This is a genomic window from Hyphomonas atlantica corrig. (assembly GCF_017795365.1).
Classification (GTDB): Bacteria; Pseudomonadota; Alphaproteobacteria; order Caulobacterales; family Hyphomonadaceae; genus Hyphomonas; species Hyphomonas atlantica.
The window spans coordinates 1724945-1750821 of record NZ_CP051254.1 but is presented as its reverse complement, the minus strand read 5'-3'; the positions used below and the strand labels follow the sequence as shown (position 1 = coordinate 1750821).

General features: G+C 58.1%; 24 protein-coding genes and 1 tRNA gene. 12 read left to right on the top strand and 13 right to left on the bottom strand.

What is annotated here, in order from left to right; genetic code table 11:
- Window positions 1–50: 50 nt before the first annotated feature.
- The gene (der, locus tag HF931_RS08630) at window positions 51–1592 is read left to right on the top strand and encodes a ribosome biogenesis GTPase Der (protein ID WP_035555536.1); all 1542 of its coding nucleotides are present in this window, start codon (window positions 51–53) and stop codon (window positions 1590–1592) included.
- An 89-nt stretch (window positions 1593–1681) separates the two neighbouring features.
- The gene (locus HF931_RS08625) at window positions 1682–2737 is read left to right on the top strand and encodes a methyltransferase domain-containing protein (protein ID WP_420537734.1); all 1056 of its coding nucleotides are present in this window, start codon (window positions 1682–1684) and stop codon (window positions 2735–2737) included.
- A 6-nt stretch (window positions 2738–2743) separates the two neighbouring features.
- Here the strand turns inward: HF931_RS08625 and arfB are convergent, their stop codons facing one another.
- Window positions 2744–3178, bottom strand: a complete 435-nt coding sequence (arfB, locus tag HF931_RS08620; protein ID WP_273243140.1) for an alternative ribosome rescue aminoacyl-tRNA hydrolase ArfB — start codon at window positions 3176–3178, stop codon at window positions 2744–2746.
- 140 nt (window positions 3179–3318) lie between these two features.
- Between arfB and HF931_RS08615 the strand changes: the two genes are divergently transcribed.
- The 5 genes from HF931_RS08615 (at window position 3319) to HF931_RS08595 (ending at window position 7539) form a co-directional block, all read left to right on the top strand.
- The gene (locus HF931_RS08615) at window positions 3319–3885 is read left to right on the top strand and encodes an RcnB family protein (protein ID WP_273243139.1); all 567 of its coding nucleotides are present in this window, start codon (window positions 3319–3321) and stop codon (window positions 3883–3885) included.
- A 447-nt stretch (window positions 3886–4332) separates the two neighbouring features.
- Complete coding sequence (gene kdsA, locus HF931_RS08610; RefSeq protein WP_035555527.1) at window positions 4333–5181, top strand: 3-deoxy-8-phosphooctulonate synthase; 849 nt, start codon at window positions 4333–4335, stop codon at window positions 5179–5181.
- Window positions 5178–5648, top strand: coding sequence for a GNAT family N-acetyltransferase (locus HF931_RS08605; protein ID WP_273243138.1), 471 nt, complete (start codon window positions 5178–5180; stop codon window positions 5646–5648). The genes kdsA and HF931_RS08605 overlap by 4 nt, the downstream gene beginning before the upstream one ends.
- Entirely contained in the window at window positions 5645–6199 is a 555-nt protein-coding gene (locus HF931_RS08600) for a pseudouridine synthase (protein ID WP_035555524.1), read from the top strand. Before HF931_RS08605 ends, HF931_RS08600 begins: the two co-directional genes overlap by 4 nt.
- A 92-nt stretch (window positions 6200–6291) precedes the next feature.
- On the top strand, window positions 6292–7539 hold the full coding sequence (locus HF931_RS08595; RefSeq protein ID WP_273243137.1) for a mechanosensitive ion channel family protein: 1248 nt from the start codon (window positions 6292–6294) through the stop codon (window positions 7537–7539).
- A 12-nt stretch (window positions 7540–7551) separates the two neighbouring features.
- Here HF931_RS08595 and HF931_RS08590 read toward each other — a convergent pair whose 3' ends face one another.
- The 5 genes from HF931_RS08590 to phaP all read right to left on the bottom strand — a co-directional run bounded on the left by HF931_RS08590 (window position 7552) and on the right by phaP (window position 12666).
- A complete protein-coding gene (locus tag HF931_RS08590) occupies window positions 7552–8754 on the bottom strand; it encodes a serine hydrolase domain-containing protein (protein WP_035555521.1) in 1203 nt (400 codons plus the stop codon).
- A gap of 102 nt (window positions 8755–8856) precedes the next feature.
- A complete protein-coding gene (gene clpA / locus HF931_RS08585; protein WP_273243136.1) occupies window positions 8857–11178 on the bottom strand; it encodes an ATP-dependent Clp protease ATP-binding subunit ClpA in 2322 nt (773 codons plus the stop codon).
- A gap of 27 nt (window positions 11179–11205) precedes the next feature.
- Window positions 11206–11604, bottom strand: a complete 399-nt coding sequence (gene clpS, locus HF931_RS08580; RefSeq protein WP_420537722.1) for an ATP-dependent Clp protease adapter ClpS — start codon at window positions 11602–11604, stop codon at window positions 11206–11208.
- Between the two features lie 71 nt (window positions 11605–11675).
- Complete coding sequence (locus HF931_RS08575) at window positions 11676–12068, bottom strand: DUF1499 domain-containing protein (RefSeq protein ID WP_273013244.1); 393 nt, start codon at window positions 12066–12068, stop codon at window positions 11676–11678.
- A gap of 169 nt (window positions 12069–12237) precedes the next feature.
- Window positions 12238–12666 carry a TIGR01841 family phasin gene (gene phaP, locus HF931_RS08570; RefSeq protein WP_035555515.1) on the bottom strand — a complete coding sequence of 143 codons (429 nt, stop codon included), beginning with the start codon at window positions 12664–12666 and terminating at the stop codon, window positions 12238–12240.
- Between the two features lie 242 nt (window positions 12667–12908).
- Here phaP and HF931_RS08565 point away from each other — a divergent pair, with 242 nt between their 5' ends.
- Window positions 12909–14018 carry a D-alanyl-D-alanine carboxypeptidase family protein gene (locus HF931_RS08565; protein ID WP_273243133.1) on the top strand — a complete coding sequence of 370 codons (1110 nt, stop codon included), beginning with the start codon at window positions 12909–12911 and terminating at the stop codon, window positions 14016–14018.
- A 94-nt stretch (window positions 14019–14112) separates the two neighbouring features.
- The gene (locus HF931_RS08560; RefSeq protein ID WP_273243131.1) at window positions 14113–15075 is read left to right on the top strand and encodes a KpsF/GutQ family sugar-phosphate isomerase; all 963 of its coding nucleotides are present in this window, start codon (window positions 14113–14115) and stop codon (window positions 15073–15075) included.
- Window positions 15076–15080: 5 nt separating this feature from the next.
- Here the strand turns inward: HF931_RS08560 and HF931_RS08555 are convergent, their stop codons facing one another.
- Together HF931_RS08555 and galE are read right to left on the bottom strand one after the other, a co-directional pair.
- Window positions 15081–15878, bottom strand: coding sequence for an SIMPL domain-containing protein (locus tag HF931_RS08555; RefSeq protein ID WP_273243129.1), 798 nt, complete (start codon window positions 15876–15878; stop codon window positions 15081–15083).
- Between the two features lie 62 nt (window positions 15879–15940).
- Window positions 15941–17011, bottom strand: a complete 1071-nt coding sequence (gene galE, locus HF931_RS08550) for a UDP-glucose 4-epimerase GalE (RefSeq protein ID WP_273243127.1) — start codon at window positions 17009–17011, stop codon at window positions 15941–15943.
- A 129-nt stretch (window positions 17012–17140) separates the two neighbouring features.
- Between galE and HF931_RS08545 the strand changes: the two genes are divergently transcribed.
- A tRNA-Ile gene (locus HF931_RS08545) sits at window positions 17141–17217 on the top strand.
- A gap of 38 nt (window positions 17218–17255) precedes the next feature.
- Here the strand turns inward: HF931_RS08545 and HF931_RS08540 are convergent.
- The gene (locus HF931_RS08540) at window positions 17256–18209 is read right to left on the bottom strand and encodes a UDP-glucuronic acid decarboxylase family protein (protein WP_273243125.1); all 954 of its coding nucleotides are present in this window, start codon (window positions 18207–18209) and stop codon (window positions 17256–17258) included.
- 105 nt (window positions 18210–18314) lie between these two features.
- Window positions 18315–19184: a phenylalanine 4-monooxygenase gene (phhA, locus tag HF931_RS08535; protein ID WP_273243123.1), complete on the bottom strand. Its 870-nt coding sequence runs from the start codon at window positions 19182–19184 to the stop codon at window positions 18315–18317.
- Between the two features lie 100 nt (window positions 19185–19284).
- Here phhA and HF931_RS08530 point away from each other — a divergent pair, with 100 nt between their 5' ends.
- Window positions 19285–20391, top strand: coding sequence for a glycosyltransferase family 2 protein (locus HF931_RS08530; protein WP_273243121.1), 1107 nt, complete (start codon window positions 19285–19287; stop codon window positions 20389–20391).
- Here the strand turns inward: HF931_RS08530 and rfbA are convergent.
- The 3 genes from rfbA to rfbB are packed head-to-tail and all read right to left on the bottom strand — an operon-like array spanning window position 20360 to window position 23238.
- Entirely contained in the window at window positions 20360–21232 is an 873-nt protein-coding gene (gene rfbA / locus HF931_RS08525; RefSeq protein WP_273243119.1) for a glucose-1-phosphate thymidylyltransferase RfbA, read from the bottom strand. The genes HF931_RS08530 and rfbA overlap by 32 nt on opposite strands.
- Complete coding sequence (gene rfbD, locus HF931_RS08520) at window positions 21229–22137, bottom strand: dTDP-4-dehydrorhamnose reductase (protein ID WP_273243117.1); 909 nt, start codon at window positions 22135–22137, stop codon at window positions 21229–21231. Before rfbD ends, rfbA begins: the two co-directional genes overlap by 4 nt.
- Before the next feature lie 27 nt (window positions 22138–22164).
- Window positions 22165–23238, bottom strand: coding sequence for a dTDP-glucose 4,6-dehydratase (gene rfbB / locus HF931_RS08515; RefSeq protein WP_273243114.1), 1074 nt, complete (start codon window positions 23236–23238; stop codon window positions 22165–22167).
- 298 nt (window positions 23239–23536) lie between these two features.
- On the opposite strand from rfbB, the gene HF931_RS08510 reads away from it, so the two are divergent.
- On the top strand, window positions 23537–25876 hold the full coding sequence (locus HF931_RS08510) for a rhamnan synthesis F family protein (RefSeq protein WP_273243112.1): 2340 nt from the start codon (window positions 23537–23539) through the stop codon (window positions 25874–25876).
- Window position 25877 lies beyond the last annotated feature (1 nt).

The window sequence follows — 25877 nt, the reverse complement described above, 5'->3', positions numbered from 1 at the left end:
CCGCGCCGGGCTGGCGCGCCTCGCCTGAAGGCATTGAAGCGGGCTGAGCCATGCCATTGAAACTTGCCATCGTCGGACGCCCCAATGTGGGCAAATCGACCCTGTTCAACCGACTTGTCGGAAAGAAAATCGCGCTGGTCGATGACCAGCCGGGCGTTACGCGTGACCGCAAGCAGGCTGAAGGGTATCTTGCCTCCCTGCCGCTGATCCTGATCGACACGGCGGGCTATGAAACCGCCTATGATGACAGCCTCGAATCCCGCATGCGCCAGCAGACCGAAGCGGCCATTGCCGAGGCGGAACTGGCGCTGTTCCTGATCGATGCCCGCGTCGGCGTGACGCCGGAAGACGAAAATTTCGCAGCCCTGCTCCGCAAGGCAGACATTCCGATTGTGCTGGCCGCAAACAAGGCTGAAGGCAAGCAGGGCGCGGTCGGCGTGATGGATGCCTGGTCGCTGGGGCTTGGTGAGCCGGTCGGCCTGTCCGCAGAACATGGCGAAGGCCTTGCCGAACTGTTCGAGGCAATTCGTCAGGCACTGGGCGAGGAAGCATTCGAGCTGGCCCTGCAGGAAGCCGAGCCGGATTACGATCCCCGCGCCGCCGAAGACATCATCGAAAAGCTGGCCCATATCGACATTGACGATCTCAGCGTCTCTGATGACGATCTCGTCGCCGCCATCGAAGCCGCTGACGTCGACATCGAACCAGAGCCCAAGAAGGACGACAAGCCGATCAAGCTGGCAATTGTCGGTCGTCCGAATGCAGGCAAATCAACCCTGATCAACCAGCTTCTGAAATCTGACCGCCTGCTGACCGGCCCTGAAGCCGGGATCACGCGTGACTCCATCTCCATTGACTGGGAATGGGAAGGCCGCCGCATTCGCCTCGTCGATACGGCAGGACTACGCCGCAAGAACAAGGTGCAGGAACGGCTGGAGCGCATGTCGACAGGCGAAACCATCCGGTCCCTGAAATATGCCGACATCATAGCGCTTGTCATGGACGCACATGAGGCGATGGAGAAACAGGACCTGCTGATTGCAGACCTCGCCCTGCGCGAAGGGCGCGGCGTTGTGCTGGTGATTTCCAAATGGGACACGGTCAAGAAGCCCGACGAGGCCGCACGCCATATCCGCGATCTGGCCAATCGCCTGATGCCAAACGCCGGCGGGGCTCCGGTGGTGTTTCTCTCCGGCCTGACCGGGAAGCATACGGACAAGCTGATGCCCGCCGTGGCGAAGGTCTATGAAGACTGGACCGCGCGCGTGAAGACCGGCGACCTGAACCGCTGGCTGCGCCATACAATCGAGCGCCACCCACCCCCAAGCGTGCAGGGCAAACGGATCAAGCCACGTTACATGGCGCAGATGAAGGCGCGTCCGCCGACCTTCGTTCTGATCGCGTCACGCGGCGACCAGATGCCGGAAACCTACAAGCGCTATCTGGTGAACAATCTGCGCGATGCGTTCGACATGCATGGCGTGCCGATCCGCCTGTTCGTGCGTCAGGGCAAGAACCCTTACGCCGACAAGGCTGACGGCGCTCGAAAGCCCCAGCCAAAAGGCCCCTATCGCGGCAAGCCGAAAGCCTAAGCGCATCACACGCATCCGTGACTGGAAACAATACATCCAGCGCCCTAGGCTCTCTGGCGAAATGACAAACGGAGCGTGACATGAACCAGATGCAGGATGTGGTCAAAACCTATTACGGCGAAACGCTGACCTCGTCTTCAGACCTGAAGACTGACGCCTGCACGACAGATGCCCGCCCACCCGCGCACGTATCGGCTGCTCTCGCTGCGGTTCATGATGATGTGGCCGCTCGCTACTACGGGTGCGGCCTCGCCATTCCGGCGGCGCTGGACGGTCTGAAAGTGCTCGATCTCGGCAGCGGCGCCGGGCGCGATGTATTCGCCCTCGCCAAACTCGTCGGTCCGGACGGCCATGTCACCGGCGTCGACATGACGGATGAACAGCTGGACATCGCGCGGTCGCATGAAGACTGGCACGCGGAAAAGTTCGGCTTTGCCGCGCCCAATACGCGGTTCGTGAAAGGCGAGCTTGAGAAGCTGGGCGAACTGGACCTGGCACCGGGCTCCTTCGATCTGATCATCTCCAACTGCGTGATCAATCTCTGCACGGACAAGCCTGAAGTCTTCCGCCAGGCTCATCGCCTGCTCAAGCCGGGTGGCGAACTCTACTTCTCTGATGTGTATGCCGACCGCCGCATCCCGCAGGATTTGGTGAATGACCCCATCCTGTATGGCGAATGCCTGTCCGGAGCGCTGTACTGGGGCGACTACCAGTCCATTGCGCGCGCAGCAGGATTTGCAGATCCGCGAGTCGTGTCTCATCGCCGCCTCGGCATCATCGACCCCGTGCTCAAGGCAAGGGTGGAGCCGATCCGGTTTGCATCCGTCACCGCCCGCCTGATGAAGCTCGACGGTCTGGAGCCAGCCTGTGAGGATTACGGCCAGGCCGTCATCTACAAGGGCGGGATTGAGGGCATGGAAACCGTGTTCCGTCTTGATGCAGAGCACGAGATCGAAGCCGGCCGCGTCTTCCCCGTCTGTGGCAACACACTCGCCATGCTAATGGAGACGCGGTTCGCCCCATATTTCGATGTGGTTGACCAGGGAGAGACCCATTTCGGCTTGTTTCCGGGCTGCGCCGCCCCGGATGTGTTCGCGGACACACAGGCATCCAGCGGCCCTGCGCCCGTAGGCGGGTGTTGCTGACCGGCCCTAGTCCGTTGGATCAACATTTCCGCGCAAGGCCTTGATTTCCCCGCGACGTTTCTTGGCGGCGATGCGGCGTTTGACGCTGCCATAGGTTGGCTTTGTCTTGATACGGCGCTTCGGCTTTCGGCTGGCACGCAGGATCATTTCGGCAAGGCGCTTGCGCGCGGCTTCCCGGTTCAGGGCCTGGCTGCGATGCTCGGACGCCTCCAGCACCAGCCGGCCATCCTTTGTGATGCGATTGGCATAGAGCTTGGCAAACCGCGTCTTCACCTCCGGCGGCAGCGATGATGCTTCGACATGCCAGGTCAGCTGGACCGCCGTCGAGACCTTGTTCACGTTCTGCCCGCCCGGCCCTGACGCGCGCACGAACGCCTCCGACACTTCCCAGGCGGGCAGCGTCAGCGTGTCGTTGATACGAATGTCTCCGAACTCGGCCATGGCGTTTCCTTAACATGGTGTTCAGCGAGAGTTCAGCCCCGCACATCTAGGTTCGCTGCATCAGCCCGCAAAACTGCGGGATCAGGCCGCCCCGGACCGGAGGTTCATTCCAGGGCGACAAGTCGGAGACGTAGCCTGCCATGAAACTTTTCAAGACCCTTACCACGCTGGTGGCCGCCACAGCGACGATCGGCCTTCTCGCTGCCCCAGCGGCCTATGCAGATCGCGGCCGCGGTGATCATCATCGCGGGGGTGGATATCATGATGGGGGCCATCGCGGCGGAGATCGCGGACACCGCAATGATCATCACCGCAGGGATTACAATCGCGGCCATCGCAACAAGCACCACTACAAAAAAGGCCACCACGCGAAACGGCATCACTACAAGCCTGCACCGCGCCACGCCTATCGTGCCCCGCCGCGCGCGTACCGCCATTATGCTCCGCCACGCCATGCTTATTCGCGATACAGCCGCGCCTATGGCCCGTATTACCGGAAAGGCTACACGCCGCGTTACCATGTCGGCGGCTGGTACCGTCCGCACCAGCACACGGTCTATATTACCGATTACCACACCTATGGGCTCTATGCCCCGCCGCCCGGACATTACTGGGTGCGCGATCATCGCAGTGGCGACGCTGTGCTCGCCTCCGTCGCAACAGGGGCCATTATTGGCCTGGTAGTTGGCGCGCTGGCCTACGACTAGGATTTCCAGCCCTGTCGAAATCAGCAAGCCACAGCGCCCGGGCCCCCTGCCCGGGCGTTTTTTGTGCGTCACGAAATTGTCTTCCAAAAAAGCCCGGAAGTTAACTTTGTAATGGCGCAAATCATGCTTAACTTTGATTCGTCCGGGATGGTTCTGGACAAAGTTCGTGCCTGTTGCACGCTTGAAAGGAGGTGATTCATGTCGAGTGAGAAAACCAGAGGGATCAACAAGTTTATATCCTGTGGTGCCCGGCCGGAGCAGCCTCCTGTCGGCGCATAGAGATATTTGAAGGTATGCTGAAACGCTGCCGAACTTGCTGAGTCCCGAGGACTCACGGAAGCCGCCCCAGAGGGCGGCTTCTTTGATTCTGATATGCCCTGACTGCGCCGGGTTACGTTTTGGCCGAAACAGCGCTATCTCACGCTAAACTTCTTAGCGGAGCACCCCATGAACGCGCTGACCCACAAGACCTCTGGCTGGAGCATTGGTACCGGCAAACCCCTGTCGGTGATTGCTGGCCTGAACGTATTGGAAGATGAGGGCCTCGCCCTGGAAATCGGTGGAGAGCTCAAGCGCATCTGCGAGCAGCTGGAGCTGCCCTATGTATTCAAGGCGAGCTTCGACAAGGCGAACCGCTCTTCCATCAAATCCTATCGTGGGCCCGGCCTTGAGGACGGGTTGCGCACACTGGCCAGCGTGAAGGCAAAGCTGGGCGTGCCAATCTGCACCGATCTTCACGAGCCTGGCCAGGCTGAAGCCGTGGCCGAAATCGCGGACATCGTGCAAATCCCGGCTTTCCTGTGCCGTCAGACCGATCTCGTCGTAGCGACTGCTCAGGCCACTGCTGCCGCCGGCGGTATCGTCCAGGTGAAGAAAGCCCAATTCATCGCGCCGTGGGACACCAAGAATATCGTCTCCAAGATTGGTGAAGCCGCAGATGTCGGCGTAATCCTGTGCGAACGCGGCTCCAGCTTCGGTTACAACAATCTCGTCGTGGACATGCTCGGTATTTCGGAAATGCAGAAGCTTGGCTGCCCGGTGACAATCGACGCGACCCATGCTGTCCAGCTGCCGGGCGCAGACCCACGCACAGGGGGCGCATCGACGGGTGGTCGCCGGGATGGCGTGGCGATCATCGCCAAGTCTGCGATCGCAGCAGGTGCCGACGGCGTGTTCCTTGAGTTCCACACCGATCCCGACAAGGCGCTGTGCGACGGACCGAGCTGCCTGCCTATCTCATCCGCCGAAGGCCTGCTGCGCACGCTGAAAACTCTGCGCGAAGTGGTCAATTCTTGATCCGGGACGCTGTCTCATCAGACCGGGAGGCACTTGCCTCCATTCTTTTCCGCGCCAGTCGGGACGTGTTCCCGCTGGCCGGCATTGAGCGGATCGATAAGACCGAATTCAATCGCCAGACCGAAGGCGAAAGCATACTGGTCGCCGAAGAGGACAATCGTCCGGTCGCATTTGCCAGCATCTGGGACGCCGAACACTTCCTGCACCATTTCTTTGTCGACCCCGACTATCATCGCCGCGGCATTGGCCGGTCTCTGATGGTTGCCACAATGATGAGATATGGCAGCTCGCTATCGCTGAAATGCAACACGGCGAATACACGTGCCCGCGCCTTCTATCGCGCAATGGGCTGGATCGAAACCGATGAGCCCGGCGGGGAGAGCCAAGGCACGGGTAGCTGGATCTGGATCCGCACCCCCGTTGCCGCCGCAGCCCTAGGCCTGTTGCCAGATGAGCAAGACCGATGACGCGCCTGATCGCCTTCAACAAACCCTTCAATGTGCTGTCGCAATTCACCGACAAAGGCACGCTGGCCAGCACCCGCGAGACATTGTCAGACTATCTGGCAGTCCCGCGAGTCTATCCTGCCGGCCGCCTCGACCGAGACAGCGAAGGCCTGCTGTTGCTGACCGATGACGGGAAGCTGCAGGCGCGCATCTCCGATCCGAAGCACAAGATGGCAAAAACCTATTGGGCCCAGGTAGAGGGCGTGCCGGATGACGCAGCGCTGGATGCCCTGCGCAGTGGTGTGGACCTCAATGATGGACGCACCGCGCCGGCAAAAGCGCGTCGTATGGAAGACCCCGCCAATCTCTGGCCCCGCACCCCGCCGATCCGCTACCGCAAATCGGTGCCGGATAGCTGGATCGAACTGACAATCACCGAAGGACGAAACCGCCAGGTCCGGCGCATGACCGCTGCGGTCGGCCACCCCACGCTGCGCCTCATTCGTGTTCAGATCGGTGACTGGACGCTTGGCGATCTCGCCTCCGGGGAGTGGCGCGACATCAAGCCTTGAGCCCTGCACCTTCACAGATGGCATAACTCAGATTAGCAAGCGGCACTCCACCCCTTCCGGGCCAGCCCCGGCCAAACAGATGGAGCCCGAATATGGACGAGACCCAGCTGCCGGACTGGTTTGCCAACAACGCCCCGGAATGGGCCCTTGAGCCTGCGACTTTCATTGCGAGTGTCTGGAATGATGGCGCCTACGGGCTGACCTATGGCGAAATCACCATCGCTGTGATCATCATCATGATTGCCATGATGGTGCGTGGCCTGTTTGCCCGGATCATGGTGAAGACCGTGATGCGCTTTGCCTCCGGTACGAAATCCGGATTCGACGACGCTCTGGTGAAGTCCATCTCGACCCCGCTGAAAATCGTTCCTGTCATCATCGGCATCTACATTGCGCTACAGGTGACCAACATTTCCGGCGAAGCAGAAGTCTACGCCACGCGCATTCTGCGCTCGATCATCACCCTCGCCGTGTTCTGGACCCTGTCTCGCGCCGTCCATGCGTTTGAGTTCCTGTTCCGCGGCCTCCGGTCTGCCCTGTCGCCCGCCGCAGTCGACTGGATGGTGAAAGCATTGCAGATCATCCTGATCGTGCTGGGCCTTGGCGCCGTAGCGGAGCAATGGGGCATCCAGATCGCACCGCTCCTGGCAGGCCTTGGGGTGCTCGGCATCGCCGTCGGCCTGGGCGCGCAGGATTTGTTCAAGAACCTGATTTCCGGCCTGCTCATCATTTCCGAGAAACGCTTCATTCCCGGCGAGTGGATTCAGGTGGATGGCGTGGTTGAAGGCACGGTCGAGAAGATCAATTTCCGCTCAACGCTGGTGCGCCGCTTCGACAAGAGTCCGGTCTTTGTGCCCAACAGCGCGCTGTCAGACGCCGCCGTCACCAATTTCTCCCGCATGACCCACCGCCGCATCAAATGGGTGGTCGGCGTTGAATACCGCACCACGGTCGACCAGCTGAAGTACATCCGCGATGAGATCGAAGCCTGGCTGTGGAATGATGAACGCTTCGCAAAGCCGCCAGAGGCCGCCCTGTTCGTGCGCGTCGACAGCTTCAATTCCAGCTCGATCGACTTCCTGATCTATGCCTTCACCCACACCAAGAACTGGGGCGAATGGCTGGAGATCAAGGAAGAGTTCGCGGTCGCCGTGATGGAGATTATCGACAAGGCCGGCACTGGCTTCGCCTTTCCGAGCCGTACGATCTACCTGCAGGAAACCGACCCACCGGAAATCATGGCCCCACCCGCCCGCAGTGAAGGCGTTGCCCGGGCACAAGCTGCCAAGGCTGGCAAACTGCAGACGACCGGCATCGGCGAAGCCAATGATGATGGCTGATCTGACGTCCGTCTATTTCACCCACACGCCGGGCGCGTTGGTGCGATAGCCAAGGCTGCGATAGGCGGCGTCAATCAGGCTCTGGGCGCGGTCATTCACAAGGATGCCGCTGCCCATCTGGTTCATCGTGTAGCTGAAGGCGAGGCCCGCCTCGGGGTCGGCAAAGCCAATTGAGCCGCCTGCACCAACATGGCCAAAGGCACGATCGCCCATGATGACGCTGGTTCCGGGGCCTGCGTTCAGCGCACGATTGTCCATGGACTTCATGAAACCTGGCCCAAACCGTGTTGGAATGAGTAGCGTGGCGTCGCGCTGTGTCGCCGTTGTGACCATGCTCATCGCCTGCAGTCGGTCATGTGACACCAGCGTGCCGTCATTTGTCGCCAGGGGTGTGTACATCGCAACCTGACCGCGAGCGTTCGACAGGCCGCCCCCGCCGCCGATCTCTGCCGCCTGCGATTTACGGTCGTTGAAGTCCCACCCACCATTGTTCATGAAGCTCTTGTGCTGGATCGAATCCGGATCGGTCAGCAGCTTGATCGCGAACTCGGTCGGCTGATCGTCCGGCTTGGGTGCGTAGGGAATGATCGGCGCGATATGAACATCCTCGCTCTCCGGCAGGCCGAGCCAAAATCGCGCGCCGGTTTTCTCAGCGACTTCCTCGCGAAAGAATGTGCCCAGCGACTTGCCAGACACGCGGCGAACCAGTTCGCCGACCGTCCAGCCAAAATTGATCATGTGATAGCCGTTTCGTGTTCCCGGCTCCCAGAAGGCTTCCTCGTCTTCCAAGCGCTGGATCATGTAGTCCCAATCGGTGAAGCCACCGGGACGGACCGGATCTCTCAGCGTGGGCAGCGCGCTTTCATGATTCAACATCATGCGCACGGTCGTCTTCTCTTTGCCGTTCCTGGCAAATTCCGGCCAGTATTCAGAGACCAGCGCTTCGGGGTTCAGTTCTCCCCGGTCGATCAGGATATGCGCGCACAGGGCCGTCGCCGCCTTGGAGCAGGAAAAGACGATCGAGATCGTGTCTTCGCGCCACGGGTCATTCGTTTCGGGATTGGCCATGCCGCCCCAGAGATCGACCAGCGTCTCCCCATTCACCGACAGGCAGACTGATGCGCCGACCTCCCCCCGCTCCGCAAAGTTGCGCTCGAACTCTTCCTTCACGGCGGCGAATTTCGGATCGCTCGCTCCGCTGACGGCTGATGTCATCTGGTTTCCTCCCGATTTTGGAGGGGAGGATAACGACGCCACCAGAATGAGAAAGGGCTGCCCCACGGGCAGCCCTTTCAGAAACGTATCGCGTCCGAACGCCTAGGCCGGCTCTTCGGCAGAGCCTTTCTTGGCGGCTGGCTTTTTCTTCTTCGGCTTTTCGGCCACATATTTGAAGGCCAGCTTTTCGTCGTCCGCCTTGTCGATGTCGATATAGACAACACCGCCTTTCTGGAGTTCGCCGAACAGAAGTTCTTCCGCCATCGGTTTCTTGACGTGCTCCTGGATCGTCCGGGCCAGAGGCCGGGCCCCCATGTCTGCGTCAAAGCCACGCTTGGCCAGCCATTCGCGGGCAGGCTTGGTGATCTCGATGGAGACGTTGCGATCTTCCAGCTGGACTTCCAATTGCAGGATGAATTTCTCCACCACGCGGTCAATGATTTCCGGCGTCAGGCCACCGAAGGTGATCGTGGCATCGAGACGGTTGCGGAATTCCGGCGTGAACAGACGCTTGAGCGCCTCTTCCTGCTCGTCTTCCTTCTTGCCCCGACCGAAGCCGATGGAATTCTTCGACGCATCCGACGCACCGGCATTGGTGGTCATGATGAGAATGACATTGCGGAAGTCGACCTTGCGTCCATTCGCATCCGTCAGCGTACCATTGTCCATCACCTGTAGCAGAATGTTGAACAGGTCCGGGTGAGCCTTCTCGATTTCGTCGAGCAGGAGGACGCAGTGCGGGTGCTGATCCACACCATCCGTCAACAGACCACCTTCATCATAACCGACATAGCCGGGAGGCGCACCGATCAGGCGGGAAACAGTGTGCCGTTCCATGTATTCCGACATGTCGAAGCGCAACATCTCAACCCCCATGATGGAGGAAAGCTGTTTGGCAACTTCGGTCTTGCCGACGCCGGTCGGGCCGGTGAACAGGTAGGAACCAATCGGCTTGTTCGGTTCCCGCAGGCCGGCACGGGCCAGCTTGATGGAGGCCGAGAGCGCCTCAATGGCCTCGCTCTGGCCATAGACCACGCGCTTGAGATCGGTCTCGAGAGACTTGAGCGCAGCCGCATCGTCCGTAGACACTTGTTTAGGGGGGATGCGGGCGATCTTGGCGACCACGGCTTCAATGTCCTTCTGGCCGACGGTCTTCTTGCGCTTGGAGGCGGGCAGCAACCATTGCGTGGCACCAGCCTCGTCAATCACGTCGATAGCCTTGTCGGGCAGTTTGCGGTCGGTGATGTACCGATCTGACAATTCCACAGCGGACTTGATCGCATCATTGGTGTAGCGCAGGCCGTGGAAATCCTCAAAACGGGATTTCAGACCCGTCAGGATCTTGATTGTGTCCGGAACAGTCGGCTCGACCACATCGATCTTGCGGAACCGGCGCGACAGGGCGCGGTCCTTCTCGAAGTGTTGCTTGTATTCCTTGAACGTCGTCGATCCCATGCAGCGCAGGCCACCAGACTGCAGCGCAGGCTTCAGCAGGTTTGACGCATCCATTGCGCCGCCAGACGTCGCGCCCGCGCCGATGATGGTGTGGATTTCGTCGATGAACAGGATGGCTTTTTCCTGTTGCTCGAGCTCCTTCATCACGGATTTCAGGCGCTCTTCAAAATCACCGCGATACCGCGTACCCGCCAGCAAGGCACCCATGTCGAGCGACCAGATGATGGCATCGTCCAGGATTTCCGGCGCTTCGCCATCGACAATCTTCTTGGCCAGGCCTTCGGCAATGGCCGTCTTGCCCACGCCAGGGTCGCCGACGAGGATCGGATTGTTCTTGCTGCGGCGGCAGAGCACCTCGATGCAGCGATTGATTTCCATGTCACGGCCAATCAGCGGGTCGATCTTGCCGGAGCGGGCCTTCTCGTTGAGGTCCACGCAATAGGCGTCCAGCGCCTCGTGGCCCTGCTTGACGGGTTCCTCTTCGGAGGTTTCCGCCCCGCGCGGGCTCGACTGACGGGACATGCCCGGCTGTTTCGCGACGCCGTGCGAGATGAAATTGACCGCGTCATAGCGGGTCATGTCCTGCTCCTGCAGGAAGTAGGCAGCGTGGCTTTCACGCTCGGAGAAGATGGACACGAGCACATTCGCGCCGGTCACTTCGTCCCGGCCGGAGCTTTCAACGTGAAGAATGGCGCGCTGCACCACACGCTGGAATGCAGCCGTGGGCTGAACGCGGCCTTCCGCTTCATCAACGGTGAGGCTGGAAAGCTCTTCATCAATGTATCGGCTGAGGTCTGCACTGAGCGCTTCGATGTCGACCTTGCAGGCGCCCATGACTTCGCGGGCATGCTCATCTTCGGTCAGCGCCAGAAGCAGGTGTTCCAGTGTGGCGTATTCATGATCGCGTTCTGAGGCGAACGTGAGGGCCTTTTCGAGTGCGGTCTCTAAGGAGGGGGACAAACGTGGCAAGTGGCTGGCCTTCCGGAATAAGTGTTTCTAGTCGTCTTTCTCCATGACGCATTGGAGAGGATGTTCATGGCGTTTGGCAAGGTCCAATACCTGCGCGACCTTTGTTTCGGCCACTTCGTAAGTATATACCCCACACAGCCCCACGCCCTTCTGGTGGACATGAAGCATGATACGTGTGGCCTGTTCCCTGGAGCGGTTGAAGAACTGTTCCAGAATGTACACGACGAATTCCATCGGCGTGTAATCATCGTTCAGCAGGAGCACACGATAGAGCGACGGCTTTTTCGTGCGCACCCGTGTCTGGGTGGACAGGCCAAAGTTTGTACCATCCTCATCACCGGTCTGCCCGCCCCCCGGTGGGTCGCCAGGACCAGGCTGGTTCAACCGTGCCGGATCCAATTGGGAATGATTCAGGTCGCCGCTCATATGTAACAAGATATACGTTCTTGTCCGACTTTGAAGAGCGGATTGACGGCAAAAACACAAACTGCCTGAAATCAGGTCACCTGCAGGCTGCTGAGAAGCTCATGTACGCGCTTGCGATTAGCCCCCAGATCGCTGTGGCCTATGCGTGATGCCGAATAGATCGCGAGCGTGGATTTCCCCTCGGCAGGCAAGACGGCGATGTTCACATCATCCTTGAACCGGAACAGTTTCGACACGGCGATGAAGTAGATGCGCCCCGCCTGCGCATCGAGCGACTCTAGGCGCCAATCCTTGCGCATGCCGATCAGGGCCTCGACCCGGCCAAACAGGCTTTCGGGGCTGCAGTCAAAAACCGGCCCGGCCTCGTCCGGCTTTGCCTGATCCGCAAAGCCCGCAGGGGCAACAAGATAGGTGTTCGGTGATTTGGGCCGCTCAAGGGCCTTGAAGTCCAGAAAATCGCTCATGGCCAGAATGTAGTCACGTGTCGCCGGAAGTCACAGCGCAATCTGCGCCCTGCCCCGGAAATTCTGCATATCAGGCAAAAAAGAACCGGACCAATCAGGCCCGGCTCAGTACTGTCTACACCACTCTACATTCCGGTCTGTCATCAAACCCGGAAATGCGGAAAGGAGATTATTTTGCGGAGAAGGCCATGAAGGGCTTCGCCGCGTCACGCCATGCGGACATGCAGAGTTCTGCCTGTGCGCTCATTTCAGACGTGTAGGCCGAGAACAGGCTCTTGGCGAAACCGGACTGGATTTCCATCGCCTCGCGCGGGTCTTTCGCGCTCGTCATCGACTGAGTCGCCTCGACGCCTTGCTCAAGCGTGCGCGCGAAAAAGTCCATGTTGCGTGCACCAATTGTGCGCATCATTTCGGAGGAACTGGCAGCTTGTTCAGCAAACGCCTTGAATCCGCCTTCAGCGTAATCGCCGAACTTGCCTGCAAAACCTGTCATCTGTTCCATGCCTTCATCAATCATTTTCGTAGCGGAATCTGCCACACGTGCTTCCGCTTTCGTCTTTGGAGCCGACTTCGGAGCTGTCTTCTTTGCTGTCGCCATGAGGAGGATCCTTTCACCCTGGATGATCTTACCTAACGTAAAAAATGAGCATTTGCAACATTTTTTGTGCGGTGCAGCATTTTAAATTTTGCACATGTTTTGCACTGGCTCCAGAAAGAGCCGTAAAACGGGATTACGGAATTGTGAGGGAGGGGTCTGTGTTAACATCTGGTCAACTGATTTGCCGGACTCTAAGGTTGATCCCGGGGCTCGGGGTTAACTCATTTCTCGGAGAGAACACGATGCGGCTCGCACAATTTCCTGTTGTCAAAGCACTTGCTCTCGCAGTGACGCTGCTTGTCGCAGGCCTGCACGCCCAAACTGCCTCTGCCGAGAAATACGCATCCATCGTGGTGGACGCCGAAACGCATGAAGTGCTGCACGCCCGGAACGCAGACGAAGCCCGTTACCCGGCCTCCCTTACCAAGGTGATGACGCTTTATATGCTGTTCGACGCGCTGAAGGCGGGCGACGTCTCGCTGGATGAGCGTCTCGTTGTCTCTCGCCACGCAGCAAGCCAGCCCCCATCGAATTTGAAACTGCGCACAGGTTCCACCATCACGGTTCGCGACGCGATCGGCGCGCTGGTCAGCAAATCCGCGAATGACGTTGCTGTCGTCGTGGCCGAGCGTCTGGGCCGCACCGAAAGCCGCTTCGCCCAGCTGATGACGGTGAAGGCCAAATCTCTGGGCATGGAAAACACCCGTTTCAGGAATGCATCCGGCCTGCCGGATTCCCAGCAAATGAGTACGGCGCGAGACCTGGCCATCCTGGCAGACGCGATGCTGACCGACCATGCTGACTATTATCACTATTTCTCGTCCAAGAGCTTCCAGTGGGCCGGCCGCACCTACAAGAACCACAATGAATTGCTCGGAAATGTTGATGGCGTTGACGGCATCAAGACCGGGTACACACGCGCGTCGGGCTTCAATTTGATGACCTCTGCCAAACGTGACGGACGGCGCATCATCGCCATTATGCTGGGCGGCAACACATCCCGGTCCCGGAACTCACATGTCGAAGACCTGGTCGAAGCCGCGTTCACGACACTGAACGACCCTGCGCATGACACCCAGCTCGCTTTCGCGGGTGTGCTGATGCCGATCCATCCGGATGCCGCTGCGGAGCCGATGCTGAATGGCAAACCGCTGAGCGTGATCATTGCAGAAGGCAGCGAAGACAATGCCGCCACCCCTGCCCCTACGCTGACGTCACCAGAGCCAAAACCCGAACCGGAAGTGGCCGCCCACGCGAAGCTGGAAACCCCTGTCGAGAACTTTGCGGAGCCAAAAAGCGAGTTCATGAGCGTAGCGGAATATGAAGCGCGCCAAATGAAGCTGGCCAAGTAGCGCCTGCGCCCTGTCCTTCCTATCTGACGCGCAACCCTTGCCAGCCTTGGCGGTCTGACCCAGAACGCCTTGCAGCATACAGGAGCGATCAGCCGTGACCCGTGAAAGCGATATCGAGATTGCGCGCAATGTCATCCGCATTGAGCGCGAGGCCCTTGAGCAATTGGAAGCCGCACTCGATGAACAGATCGAACGTGCTGCCGATTTGATCATGGCCACAGATCGCCACATCATCGTGGCGGGCGTGGGCAAGTCTGGCCATATCGGCCAGAAGATCGCCGCCAGCCTCGCTTCAACCGGCACGCCCTCTTTCTTCCTCCATCCAACCGAAGCCAGTCATGGCGATCTTGGCATGATCGTGCCGGGCTCCGTTGTGATTGCCATTTCCTATTCAGGCGAAAGCCGCGAGCTGGTTGACCTGCTACGCTATTGCAAAAGCAACCAGGTTCCCGTCATCGGGATGAGCCGCGCGCCAGACTCCACATTGGGACGTGGATCTGACGTGCTGTTAGCGTTGCCAACGGTCGCAGAAGCGTGCCCGAACGGGCTCGCGCCCACATCATCGACCACTATGGCGCTTGCGCTGGGGGATGCGTTGACGATTGTCCTCATGGCTCGACGCGGTTTCTCACGCGAAGAATTCGGCTTCCGGCATCCCGGTGGAAAGCTGGGGCGTTCGCTGCAAACCGCTGGAGACTATGTGGCTGCGCACACAATCGACATTCCGTCCGTGTCGCAAAATGCGCCGGTTGAAGACGTCATCCTGGCGATCTCCGAAGGTCGGAAGGGTTGCGCCGCTGTGCTGGACGGATCCGGTGTGATGGTTGGCATGGTGACGGATGGGGATTTGCGCCGCGCGATGCTGGCCGGAAAGCTCACCGCCGATGCAGCTTCGATCATGACGGCTTCGCCCCGCACGATCTCTCTTGAAGAGCGCATGTCGGCAGTCATCAAACGTCTGACCGAGCATCGCATCTCCAACGCCTTTGTTGTTGAAGATGGACGCCCGGTCGGAATTGTCGACATGAAAGACCTTCTCGCCGAAGGCTATGTCTGATCAGGCTATTTGGTCAGCTCAAAGCGGATGCTGACTTGCGCTGAATACGTGATCTCACCGCCGGAAATCGGGGTCGAGCTCATATCGGCAGACTCGGCCATCGCAGCCATTCGGCCCATAGGTATGGGCGTTTGTTCAAAGCCACCACTTTCGGAAATACCCACAATACGGGCGACTTTCATGCCCACGGCATCGGCATAGAGCTCCGCCCGGGCCATCGCATCATCCACCGCTTTCTGACGCGCCTCATCTTGTGCACCGGATGGGTCATCGAGCGAAAAGCTGAGACCGGAGAAGCGATTGCCGCCCGCTGCGACGAGGCTGTCGAGCGTTTCTCCGAGCGTATCAAGATCGGTTACTTTCACCGTCAGTTGGTTCGATGCAGAATACCCCCGCAGAACCTGTTTGCCACTACGGCGGCCGTTCGTGTCCGTTTCTTCCACATAGTCATAGACGGGGTTGAGCGAGATGTTGGACGTCTGCATGTCCTTGTCGGCAATGCCCGCAGATTTGAGCGCCTGCATCATGCTGGTCATGGCATCAGCCTGCGCCTGCATGGCCGCGACGGCAGTATCCGCCTCTTCCTGAACGCCAGCTGTAATGTGGGCCGTATCGGGTACGCGCTTGACCTTTGCATTGGCGGTAATATCGAGCGTTGTTTCAGGCTGGATCGAATTTGGGTGAATGGTCATCTGCTGTGTCCCGCTGGATGCCGATGGCGACGGCATCTGGGCGCAGGCGGGCAAGGCACCAGCCAACGCAAGCGCGCTGGAGGCGATAAACAGGGTCCGGAAATTGCGCATGAAGTCTCCTCGGTTCTGATTCATGTAACCGAGAGCTAACAGCGCATTGTGTCAAACTCGCGTCAGGCGGATCTGCTCTGGCGTTGCGGATATCCGTCTGGATTGCCGCTCTGCCATGCCCATTGGTCCCGGCACATATCTTCGAGACTGAAACGGGTCTTCCAGCCAAGAAGTTCCAACGCATAGGCCGGATCGGCCCAATAGGCCGGCAGATCACCGGGACGGCGATCCACGAACTCCAACGGAATTTCACGTCCGCTCGCCTTTTCGAAGGCTTTGACCACATCCAGAACGGAATAGCCGTTTCCAGAGCCAAGATTTACGGTGAAGCTGTCAGGCGTCTCCATGAGCTTCTCAAGCGCCGCGATATGCGCCTCAGCCAGATCGACGACGTGGATATAGTCTCGCACGCCCGTGCCATCATGCGTGTCATAATCATTGCCGAACACGCTGAGACGCGGACGGCGCCCAACCGCAACCTGAGCAACGAACGGCATCAGATTGTTCGGAATGCCGTTCGGATCTTCACCGATCAGCCCTGTCGGGTGCGCGCCAATCGGATTGAAGTAGCGCAGAATGCCTGCATTGATCCCCGCCCCGGACGCAACAAGGTCATTCAGCATCAGCTCAACGGCATATTTCGTCATACCATACGGATTGGTCGGGGCGAGCGGATGGCTCTCTGTATAGGGCAACGAGACCGGCGTACCGTATACCGTCGCAGAGGACGAAAAAACGATATGGTTCACCGCTGCCTTTTTCATGGCTTCCAACAGGCTCAACGTGCCCTGCACATTGTTGCTGTAGTAATCAAGCGGCTCTGCTGTCGACTCACCAACGGCTTTCAGGCCAGCAAAATGGACAACCGCAACGCAATTGTGATCCTGCATGGCACGGGTCATGGCGTCTGTATCACGTATGTCCGCCTCGATTACAGGCAGGTCATTCGTGCCAGTGATCTGGCAAATGCGATCGACAGCAGCGAGACTCGAATTGACGAAATTGTCTACAATAACAGGTGTGTAGCCTCGCTGAAGCAATTCCACGCAAGTGTGAGAGCCAATATATCCCGCGCCACCAGGCACCAGAACATGTCTTGATCGTTCCTGCATGAAGTTCGAAACCCTTGTCATGAAGCCGCCGGTTTAGGTATTGCAACCGTTCAATGCAACAAGCCTGCCAAGCAACACGGTGCAGAAACAAATTTGGCAAAGCATTCCGCACATTGCCAAGACAGGGAAGCACGCTAAAACGGGCCGCTGGGGCCTGTAGCTCAGTTGGTTAGAGCGGACCGCTCATAACGGTTTGGTCGCGGGTTCAAGTCCTGCCGGGCCCACCATTCCTTCGAATTGCGCCACGCAAACGGCGCGCAACTCGCTAGATCATCTCACGAATCTCATTTCGGAAATACTCAATCGTTGGGCGCAAGCCTTCAGCCAAGGCAATTGTCGGCTCCCAACCAAGTGTCGTCTTCGCACGTGTAATATCTGGCTGGCGCTGACGCGGATCATCCTGTGGGAGTGGCCTGTGGACGAGCTTCGATGTGGAGTTCGTTTGCTCGATTATCTGCTCGGCGAGTTGGCGGATGGTGAACTCCCCCGGATTGCCCAGATTGATGGGACCCGTGACATCCTCCTCGGTATTCATCAGGCCGATCAATCCGTCGACCAGATCTGAAACGAAGCAGAAGCTGCGGGTCTGTTCGCCATCACCATAGAGCGTGATGTCCTCACCGCGCAGGGCCTGAACAATAAAGTTTGATACGACCCGACCATCGTTTGGGTGCATGCGCGGCCCATATGTGTTGAAGATCCGGGCAATCTTGATTTTCACGCCGTGCTGCCGGTGATAGTCGAAAAACAACGTCTCGGCGCAGCGCTTGCCCTCATCATAGCAGGCGCGCGGACCTAGCGGATTTACATTGCCCCAATAGTCTTCAGTCTGGGGGTGGATTTCCGGATCGCCGTAAACTTCCGACGTCGAGGCTTGAAGGATTTTCGCCCGCGTTCGTTTGGCGAGGCCCAGCATGTTGATTGCGCCGTGCACACTGGTCTTGGTCGTCTGCACCGGATCGAACTGGTAGTGCACAGGGCTTGCCGGACAGGCCATGTTGTAAATTTGGTCAACTTCGACAAAGAGGGGCACGGTTATATCGTGCCGCATGACTTCAAATTTCGGATTGTCGAGCAAATGCGCGACATTGCTGCGGCGGCCCGTGAAGAAATTGTCGACGCAGAGCACTTCCGCGCCGGTTTCGAGCAGACGCTCACATAGAAAGGAACCAATGAACCCGGCACCGCCGGTGACGAGAATTCGGGGGACGTAATGCATGCCCTATGCGATCCTCGCTTTTCCCTGTCCGGTCAAGGCTCTTGGACACTCCCTGCCACGCCGAGGGTGCTGGAATAACCATCACCGCCCCCCGTCCCGCCACCTTCAGGCCTTCACTTTGTTGCGAAAATAATCGAGCGTCCCACGATGGATCAGACCATCTTGCGGTATCGTTTCATGGGCCTCTATGTCGTCAGCGTCTCTGACATCCTGATAGACATTCCCGAAATCCTTGTAGCATGCATCAAGAAGCGCATCGAAACTGTCGATGACGAAATAGGTCTGCTGGAAGTCGTCGATAATGTATTTGGTTCGCATGATCCGCTGCAGGTCAAACGCGATCCGGTTCGGACTGTCATCCTCCAACGCGAACACAGTCTCGTTTGGGCTGGAAAGAATGCCCGCACCGTAGATTCGCAGATCATCGCCTTCGCGGATCAGCCCAAATTCGACCGTGTACCAGTATAGCCTGGCCAGATTGTGCAACTGACCCAACTGCATGGCGCGCTGCCCACCCTTGCCATAAGCCTGCATGAAATCGGCGAATACCGGATTTGCCAGCAATGGCACGTGACCGAAAATGTCGTGAAAGATGTCCGGTTCCTGTAGATAGTCGAATTCCGCTTCCGGCCGGATAAAGGCGCCGGCTGGAAAACGCCTGTTTGCCAAATGATCGAAAAATATTTCGTCCGGCACCAATTCCGCAACCGGCACCACACGCCATCCTGTCAGCTTCTCCAACTTATCTGACAATTCTCCCATATGCGGGATCCCCGACGCGGACAGCTCGAGATTTGACATGGCCTTCAATGCGGTGTCACACGCGCGGCCTTTCGCGATTTCGCGCTGACGTCGAAACAGGCGCGTCCACCGGTCATGCTCTGCAGAGCTATAGGTGTCCCAAGCCTGGTCGATCGTGAAATCTGTAGCCCTCGGCGCATCATGGTAGCGGTTTTTGGAGACTGGTTCGCTCATGCTCCCAACATATCGCAGCCACAAGTTGGTTTCAAATGAAACTTAATGCTGCCATTCGGAACACGCCCGGCTCGACGCTTGTGGCAGAAGATGCGACAAGATGCCGAACCATAAGGTAGGCTTCGATTCTGGCATCATGACTCTTTCTTCGAATGCTGATGACACCTCGACCTGCGTCGAGCACCCGACGTTCTCCATTGTCATCGTGAACTACAATGGAGGCAGCTATGTGCAGAAAGCCATCAACTCCCTCGCCCACCAGTCACGTCGGGATTTTGAAGTAATCCTGATCGACAACGCATCCAGTGATGGATCTGCTACCCAGCTCGACACAACGGGTCTGCCTGACTTCGAACTCATGGCGGAAACGGAAAATCACGGCTATGCGCGTGCCACCAATCTGGCGGCGCGGAAAGCGCGCGGTGAATGGCTCGTATGCCTGAATCCGGATGCGGAAGCGGCCCCGGACTGGCTGGCAAAGATTGCTGAAGGTCAGGCGCGCTACCCTACTGCCCGGATGTTCGCATCAGCGCAGTTCGACGCCACCGACCCGGCCGTTCTGGACGGCGCGGGAGACGCCTATCTGATCTTCGGATTTCCTTGGCGAGGCGGCTTTGGCAGGTCTTCAACCGAGTTGCCGGGCGAAGGAGAATGCTTCAGCCCTTGCGGCGCGGGCGCTGTGTTTCATGCCGCTACCTTTCTTGATCACGGCGGAATGGACGAACGCTTCTTCTGTTTTTGCGAAGACGTGGACATCGGCTTCCGTCTGAGATTGGCAGGCCATACGTGCATCTTTTTGCCGGATGCGAAGATCCATCATGTCGGCGGCGGACTTTCAGGCCGGGCAAGCGACTTTGCGATTTATCATGGCACCCGCAATCGTGTCTGGACCTACGCCAAGAATATGCCGACGCCCCTGCTCTTCATCACGCTGCCCGGCCACGTAGCCTTGTCCGCCTACCTCCTTGTGCGAGGCGCAATGATCGGACGCGTACGTCAGACATGGCGCGGCATGAAAGACGGTCTGAGAGGCGCAGCGGAAATGCGCCGCCGCGGAAGGCCCGGACGCCAGAACGTGCCATCAGTCTGGCAGCTGGCGCGTTCCATGGCGTGGGATCCCTTCCGCATGAGCCGACGGAAAATTCACGTCAGAATGCGACCTCGCCGAGACGTGTTCAACGGCTCCAGTGAGTCAACAGCCCCTTGAGATAAGCGCCGTATTCATTCTTGTATGTCGCAGCCAGTTTCTGAAGCTGCTCGTCACCGATGAATCCTTTGCGCCACGCAACTTCTTCCGGACAGGCAATTTTCATCCCTTGACGCTTCTCGACCGTCTGCACAAATTGCGACGCCTGTAGCAGGCCATCAAACGTGCCGGCATCCAGCCAGGCAGTCCCGCGCGCCAGGCGATTGACGCGTAGGTCACCGCGATTGAGATAGACCTCATTGATGGTCGTGATTTCGAGCTCTCCGCGCTCTGATGGTTCCACATCCCGGGCGATATCCACGACGTTCTCATCGTAGAAGTAAAGACCAGTTACTGCCCAGTTGCTACGCGGCTCTTTCGGCTTTTCCTCAATCGACAGTGCCTTGCCTTGATCATCCATTTCAACAATACCGAATGCTGACGGATCATTGACCTGGCACGCAAAGACTTCGGCGCCTTGCTTCATCTGTCCGGCCGCGGAAAGCTCTCCACTCAACCCAGAGCCGTAGAACATGTTGTCGCCAAGAGCGAGCGCACTTTTCTGACCACCCACGAAATCGGCCCCGATAATGAAGGCCTCGGCGAGACCATTCGCTTCTGCCTGCTCGACGTATTCGAAACTCATCCCCCATTCGGATCCATCCCCCAGCAAGCGACGGTACATCGGCAATGCGTCGGGCATCGAAATGATCAGGATCTCACGAATGCCTGCAAACATCAGCGTCGTGATGGGATGATAGATCATCGGCTTGTCGTAGACAGGCAGCAATTGCTTGGAAACGCCACGGGTGATCGGATGCAGGCGTGTGCCTTTTCCTCCCGCCAGAATTATCCCCTTCATGAATTCCATTCTCCTGAAAGTATCAGTGTTTCTACACATTCGCGCGCACTCTCCCGCCAATCGGGCAGGCGCACGCCGAATGTGTCAGCAATTTTTTGGCAATCGAGCCGAGAATTGGCAGGCCGTTTCACGGGTGTCGGGAACTCAGCCGAAGTAATCCGGTTCACGGCTGCACACGGTCCGCCGAGATCTCGACTGCATTCGAATATGAATGACGCGAAATCTGCCCAGGTGGCATCGCCGGTGCCGGACATGTGGTACACGCCGGGCGTAGCCGCCGGATCGCCGTTCAGTACCTTGGCGCTTGCGGCCAGAATGCCCCGGGCAATATCTAGCGCCGAGGTCGGGTTTCCGCACTGATCATCAACGACATTCAGCTCGTCACGGCCTGCCCCTACCCGCAGCATGGTCTTGACGAAGTTCTTACCAAATGGGCTGTAGACCCACGCCGTTCGCAAGATAAAATGCGCAGGATTGGCCGCCGCGACTTCCTGTTCGCCAGCAAGTTTCGATCTACCGTAGACACCTAGCGGTGCGACGGGATCGGTTTCGGCATAAGGTGCGTTTTTGGTTCCATCGAAGACATAATCTGTCGATATGTGAATGATCGGGATTGCATGTTCCGCAGCCCCAGCGGCAAGCCGGCCGGGGCCCGCGGCGTTCAGTGCGAACGCAGCATCCTCATCGCTCTCGGCCTGATCAACGGCGGTATACGCGGCCGCATTCACGACGATGTCTGGCTTGTAGCGTTCGATCGCCGCGCGCACAGTGTCGCCATCCAGCAGGTCAAGCTCGGGCCTGCCTGCATTCAGCACCGTCACACCGGTGGGCGCGTCTGCAAGGGCAAGTGAGCGCGCCACTTGCCCGGTCACTCCCGCGACCAGAATTTTATGTTCTTGTCCCATGATTATCCCTGAAAACTATTCTGGCTGTCAGGTCTTCTGTGGCTCTGCGAGCCCAAGGCGCTCGCCCGAATAGACCGATTTTCTTAGCGGCATCCACCACGCCTCATTGTCCAAATACCACTGCACTGTCTTGCGCAGTCCAGTATCGAAGTTCTCCTGGGCTTTCCAGCCCAGCTCTGTTTCAAGCTTGGTTGCATCTATCGCGTAACGATGATCGTGTCCGGGGCGATCTGTCACGAATTTTATGAGTTCCCGGCGAGGCGTCGCTGCAGGGACGATCCGGTCGAGTTCGTCACAGATAGTTTCAACCACTTGCAGATTCGTGCGCTCATTGCGGCCGCCGACATTGTAGGTCTCTCCCAACCGTCCCTTCGTGGCGATGAGGGACAAGGCGCGCGCGTGATCCTCTACATAAAGCCAATCACGGATGTTCGAACCATCTCCATAGACTGGAAGGGTCTTTCCTTCCAAGGCGTTTAGTATGACGAGCGGGATCAGCTTTTCCGGGAAATGGTACGGTCCGTAATTGTTGGAACAGTTCGATACGACAACCGGCAGTCCATAAGTCCGAAACCATGCCTTTGCGAGATGATCTGATGCCGCTTTCGAAGACGAATAAGGGGATGATGGATCGTATGGGGTTGTCTCGTGGAAAAGACCATCCTTGCCCAATGAGCCGTAAACTTCATCGGTTGAAACATGGAGAAAACGAAAAGCGTCTTTCGCATCACCTTCCGGAAGCCCCGTCCAATAGGATCTGGCAGCTTCGAGCATGGAATATGTTCCGATAACATTTGTCTCAATGAAATCGCGTGGCCCGGAAATCGACCGGTCTACGTGACTTTCGGCGGCCAGATGGAGAATCTGGTCTGGCTGCTCTGTGGCAACGAGCTCCGTCATGACCGACTGATCACAAATGTCCTCGACAACCAGGCGACACCGTCCTGTCGCCTCCGCTTGGGCAAGGTTGGCCCGATTAGCGGCATAGGTCATCTTGTCGACGACGACGACCTCTGCATCGTCATCAAGCACCAAATGACGAGCAACAGCGGATCCGATGAACCCCGCCCCGCCGGTTACTATGACCTTCTTGCTTCCCATAAAGTCCTACCAACTGTAATTTGCAAACCGTTTCTGCGATAGGTGAGCCCGCGCGAATAGGCAAGCTGACGGTTATGGCAGATTTTGTTCAGATTAACCCAATTTACGAACATCGCGTTAGATAGTTGACTATAAAGCCGCCTCGTCTTGTCGTAGGCGGGGAGTTTGACAAAACTGTGAACAAGCCTGCGAACAAAACTTACAGCGTAGAACGAGCCAGAATTTCCCCGTGAACGAGCAAACAACCCTGCCCCACAAGCCCCAGGAAACTGACGTCTCGCATCGACAGAAGCTGTTGATGGTGTTGGGTATGCACCGAAGTGGCACCAGCGCCATTACCAAGGGCCTCGAAGTGCTGGGCGTAAACCTCGGGGACAATTTGCTCCCACCGAAGGACGACAATCCGAAGGGTTTCTTTGAAGACCGGGATCTGGTGAACCTGAACGAACGCATTCTCGAAAAGATTGGCCGCAAATGGCACGCCCTCAGCCCCATCAGCCATGAAGACCTGACAAAATCGAGCCTGATAGATGAGCGCGTCGAAGCAGGCTTGTTGCTTTCTCGCAAATTTGACGATTCACCGACAATTGGGCTCAAGGATCCGCGGCTGAGCATTCTGCTCCCCTTCTGGACAAGCGTCATCGATGATTCGCAAACCGGGTGCGGTTTCGTGATCCCCGTCAGGAATCCTCTCGAAGTGGCCCTGTCGCTCAACAAGCGAAACGGCATGTCGATCACGCGTGCGACCGCCCTCTGGGGGCGCTACATAAGTGACGCTGTGCGCTCCACAGAGGGCAGAACGCGCCTGTTTGTCAATTTCGACAGCATCCTTGATGAACCGCTCATTCAACTGCGTAGAATCAGCGACGCCTTTGAGTTGGAGATGCCCGCCCCGGAAGCACCAGAGCTGATCAGCTATCAGGACGAGTTCCTGGAGCAGAAGCTGAAGTCCAACAAGGTAAGTTCCCGAGAGCTGGACCTGTCCGGCGACACGATTACAAGTGTCACTGAGCTATACAACGGCATTCTCAAGCTGGCGAAACTGCCCGGCGACGACAGGAAGGCAACGAGCAACAAATCGCTCGAGACGGCCCTTGAGCGCTTTGATGAAATTGCTCCGCTCGCCCGCAACATGGACGCGTTGGAAGATATCGCGGGGGCGAGCCAAAATTACGCCAATGCGCAAACCAAAGCCGTTCGCACGCTGGAAAAGCAACTGCATGAAGTTCAGACAGCTCACGATTCTGCGTGCGAACAGCGTGACAAGGCCTTAGCAGACGCCAAATCGACATCAGACCGCGCCGAAACCATTCAGCACGCACATGATCAAGCCTGCAGAGAGAGAGACGACGCACGCAACGAACTCTCAAACATCCATGAAAAGCTCCAGCAGGTTGCCCATGCACATGGGCTGGCCGTCACAGAGCGGGAACAGGTCCGAGCTGAACTGGACGCCACGACGGGCGCATTGCAAGCTGCGAACGAATCCCTACGCACCATTCAGGAAGAACTGGCTGATCTTCAACAGCGCCATGATACTTTGTCAGCCGAGGCCGATGCGCAGCGCGGCCAGGTTAAGTCATATCGCGCGATCGCCCAGTACGAGATTCAGTCATCTGCGCATCTTCGGGACGCTCTTTCGCGGTCTGAAGCCGAGATAGACCAGTTCAGAAACAGTACGTCCTGGAAGATCACGGCCCCCCTGCGCGCCACACTTCGTTTCGTTCGGGGAGAAACCACGGACGAAGCCGTACAGCGTCGCCCGCGCAGCAGAGTGTCCCGCCGCCTGCTGAGGCTCTTGTCGTCTGGCGATGCGACTGTTGGGCGTTTGCCACCGCCCGCGCTGCCGGCTGTGTTGCGAGCGTCTGACGGCGAAACGCCGACGCGAAGCAAGCCATGGCTGGCCGTAATAATTCATGCCTTCTATCCGGCGCTGTTACCGGAAATTCTGGATCGCCTAGCGCATACAAAGGTGCCGCTGAAGCTTTACGTGACGACGCCCCTCAATCAGCTGGTCAACGTGCAGCCAATTCTGGAAGCACAGGATCGGCCTTATGCGCTGATCGAAACAGAAAACCGCGGCCGCGATGTCGCGCCCTTTCTGAGTGCGATGCGGTGGGTGAACAAGGACAAGCCTGATTACGTCCTCAAACTTCACACCAAGAAAAGCGTCCACCTTGAAAACGGTGAGAATTGGCGCGGTCATCTTTTTGAAAGCCTGCTGGGACTGGACGGTCCGCAGCGTGCGCTCACCATTTTTGAATCCTCGCCCGATATCGGATTGCTTGGTCCGGACGGTCACGTCCTGTCGACCGTCGACTATCTGGGCTCTAACGGGTCGACCATTTCGGCCATCTTGCCTCGTCTCGGCATAGAACAGGAAGACTTTGAAACATCAGGCTTCATCGCGGGCACGATGTTCTATGCCCGGCATGAAGTCGTCAAGGAACTGACCGACGAACTCATCACCATTACTGAATTTGATCTGGAGCATGGTCAAACCGATGGCACGATGGCCCATGCGGTTGAACGAATTACAGGCGCGCTTGCAAACAAGCAGGGCTATCGGCTTGCGTCGATTGGCAATTCCAGCCAACACACACTTCCGTTGCAAAAAGGCGCTTATCGATACCTTTGAC

Excerpts from the sequence above, each read along its gene's own strand:
- der (WP_035555536.1), top strand. The coding sequence starts at position 51 with ATGCCATTGAAACTTGCCATCGTCGGACGCCCCAATGTGGGCAAATCG.
- HF931_RS08625 (WP_420537734.1), top strand. The coding sequence starts at position 1,682 with ATGCAGGATGTGGTCAAAACCTATTACGGCGAAACGCTGACCTCGTCT.
- arfB (WP_273243140.1), bottom strand. The coding sequence starts at position 3,178 with ATGGCCGAGTTCGGAGACATTCGTATCAACGACACGCTGACGCTGCCC.
- HF931_RS08615 (WP_273243139.1), top strand. The coding sequence starts at position 3,319 with ATGAAACTTTTCAAGACCCTTACCACGCTGGTGGCCGCCACAGCGACG.
- kdsA (WP_035555527.1), top strand. The coding sequence starts at position 4,333 with ATGAACGCGCTGACCCACAAGACCTCTGGCTGGAGCATTGGTACCGGC.
- HF931_RS08600 (WP_035555524.1), top strand. The coding sequence starts at position 5,645 with ATGACGCGCCTGATCGCCTTCAACAAACCCTTCAATGTGCTGTCGCAA.
- HF931_RS08595 (WP_273243137.1), top strand. The coding sequence starts at position 6,292 with ATGGACGAGACCCAGCTGCCGGACTGGTTTGCCAACAACGCCCCGGAA.
- HF931_RS08590 (WP_035555521.1), bottom strand. The coding sequence starts at position 8,754 with ATGACATCAGCCGTCAGCGGAGCGAGCGATCCGAAATTCGCCGCCGTG.
- clpS (WP_420537722.1), bottom strand. The coding sequence starts at position 11,604 with ATGAGCGGCGACCTGAATCATTCCCAATTGGATCCGGCACGGTTGAAC.
- HF931_RS08575 (WP_273013244.1), bottom strand. The coding sequence starts at position 12,068 with ATGAGCGATTTTCTGGACTTCAAGGCCCTTGAGCGGCCCAAATCACCG.
- phaP (WP_035555515.1), bottom strand. The coding sequence starts at position 12,666 with ATGGCGACAGCAAAGAAGACAGCTCCGAAGTCGGCTCCAAAGACGAAA.
- HF931_RS08565 (WP_273243133.1), top strand. The coding sequence starts at position 12,909 with ATGCGGCTCGCACAATTTCCTGTTGTCAAAGCACTTGCTCTCGCAGTG.
- HF931_RS08555 (WP_273243129.1), bottom strand. The coding sequence starts at position 15,878 with ATGCGCAATTTCCGGACCCTGTTTATCGCCTCCAGCGCGCTTGCGTTG.
- galE (WP_273243127.1), bottom strand. The coding sequence starts at position 17,011 with ATGACAAGGGTTTCGAACTTCATGCAGGAACGATCAAGACATGTTCTG.
- HF931_RS08540 (WP_273243125.1), bottom strand. The coding sequence starts at position 18,209 with ATGCATTACGTCCCCCGAATTCTCGTCACCGGCGGTGCCGGGTTCATT.
- phhA (WP_273243123.1), bottom strand. The coding sequence starts at position 19,184 with ATGAGCGAACCAGTCTCCAAAAACCGCTACCATGATGCGCCGAGGGCT.
- HF931_RS08530 (WP_273243121.1), top strand. The coding sequence starts at position 19,285 with ATGCCGAACCATAAGGTAGGCTTCGATTCTGGCATCATGACTCTTTCT.
- rfbA (WP_273243119.1), bottom strand. The coding sequence starts at position 21,232 with ATGAAGGGGATAATTCTGGCGGGAGGAAAAGGCACACGCCTGCATCCG.
- rfbD (WP_273243117.1), bottom strand. The coding sequence starts at position 22,137 with ATGGGACAAGAACATAAAATTCTGGTCGCGGGAGTGACCGGGCAAGTG.
- rfbB (WP_273243114.1), bottom strand. The coding sequence starts at position 23,238 with ATGGGAAGCAAGAAGGTCATAGTAACCGGCGGGGCGGGGTTCATCGGA.
- HF931_RS08510 (WP_273243112.1), top strand. The coding sequence starts at position 23,537 with ATGGTGTTGGGTATGCACCGAAGTGGCACCAGCGCCATTACCAAGGGC.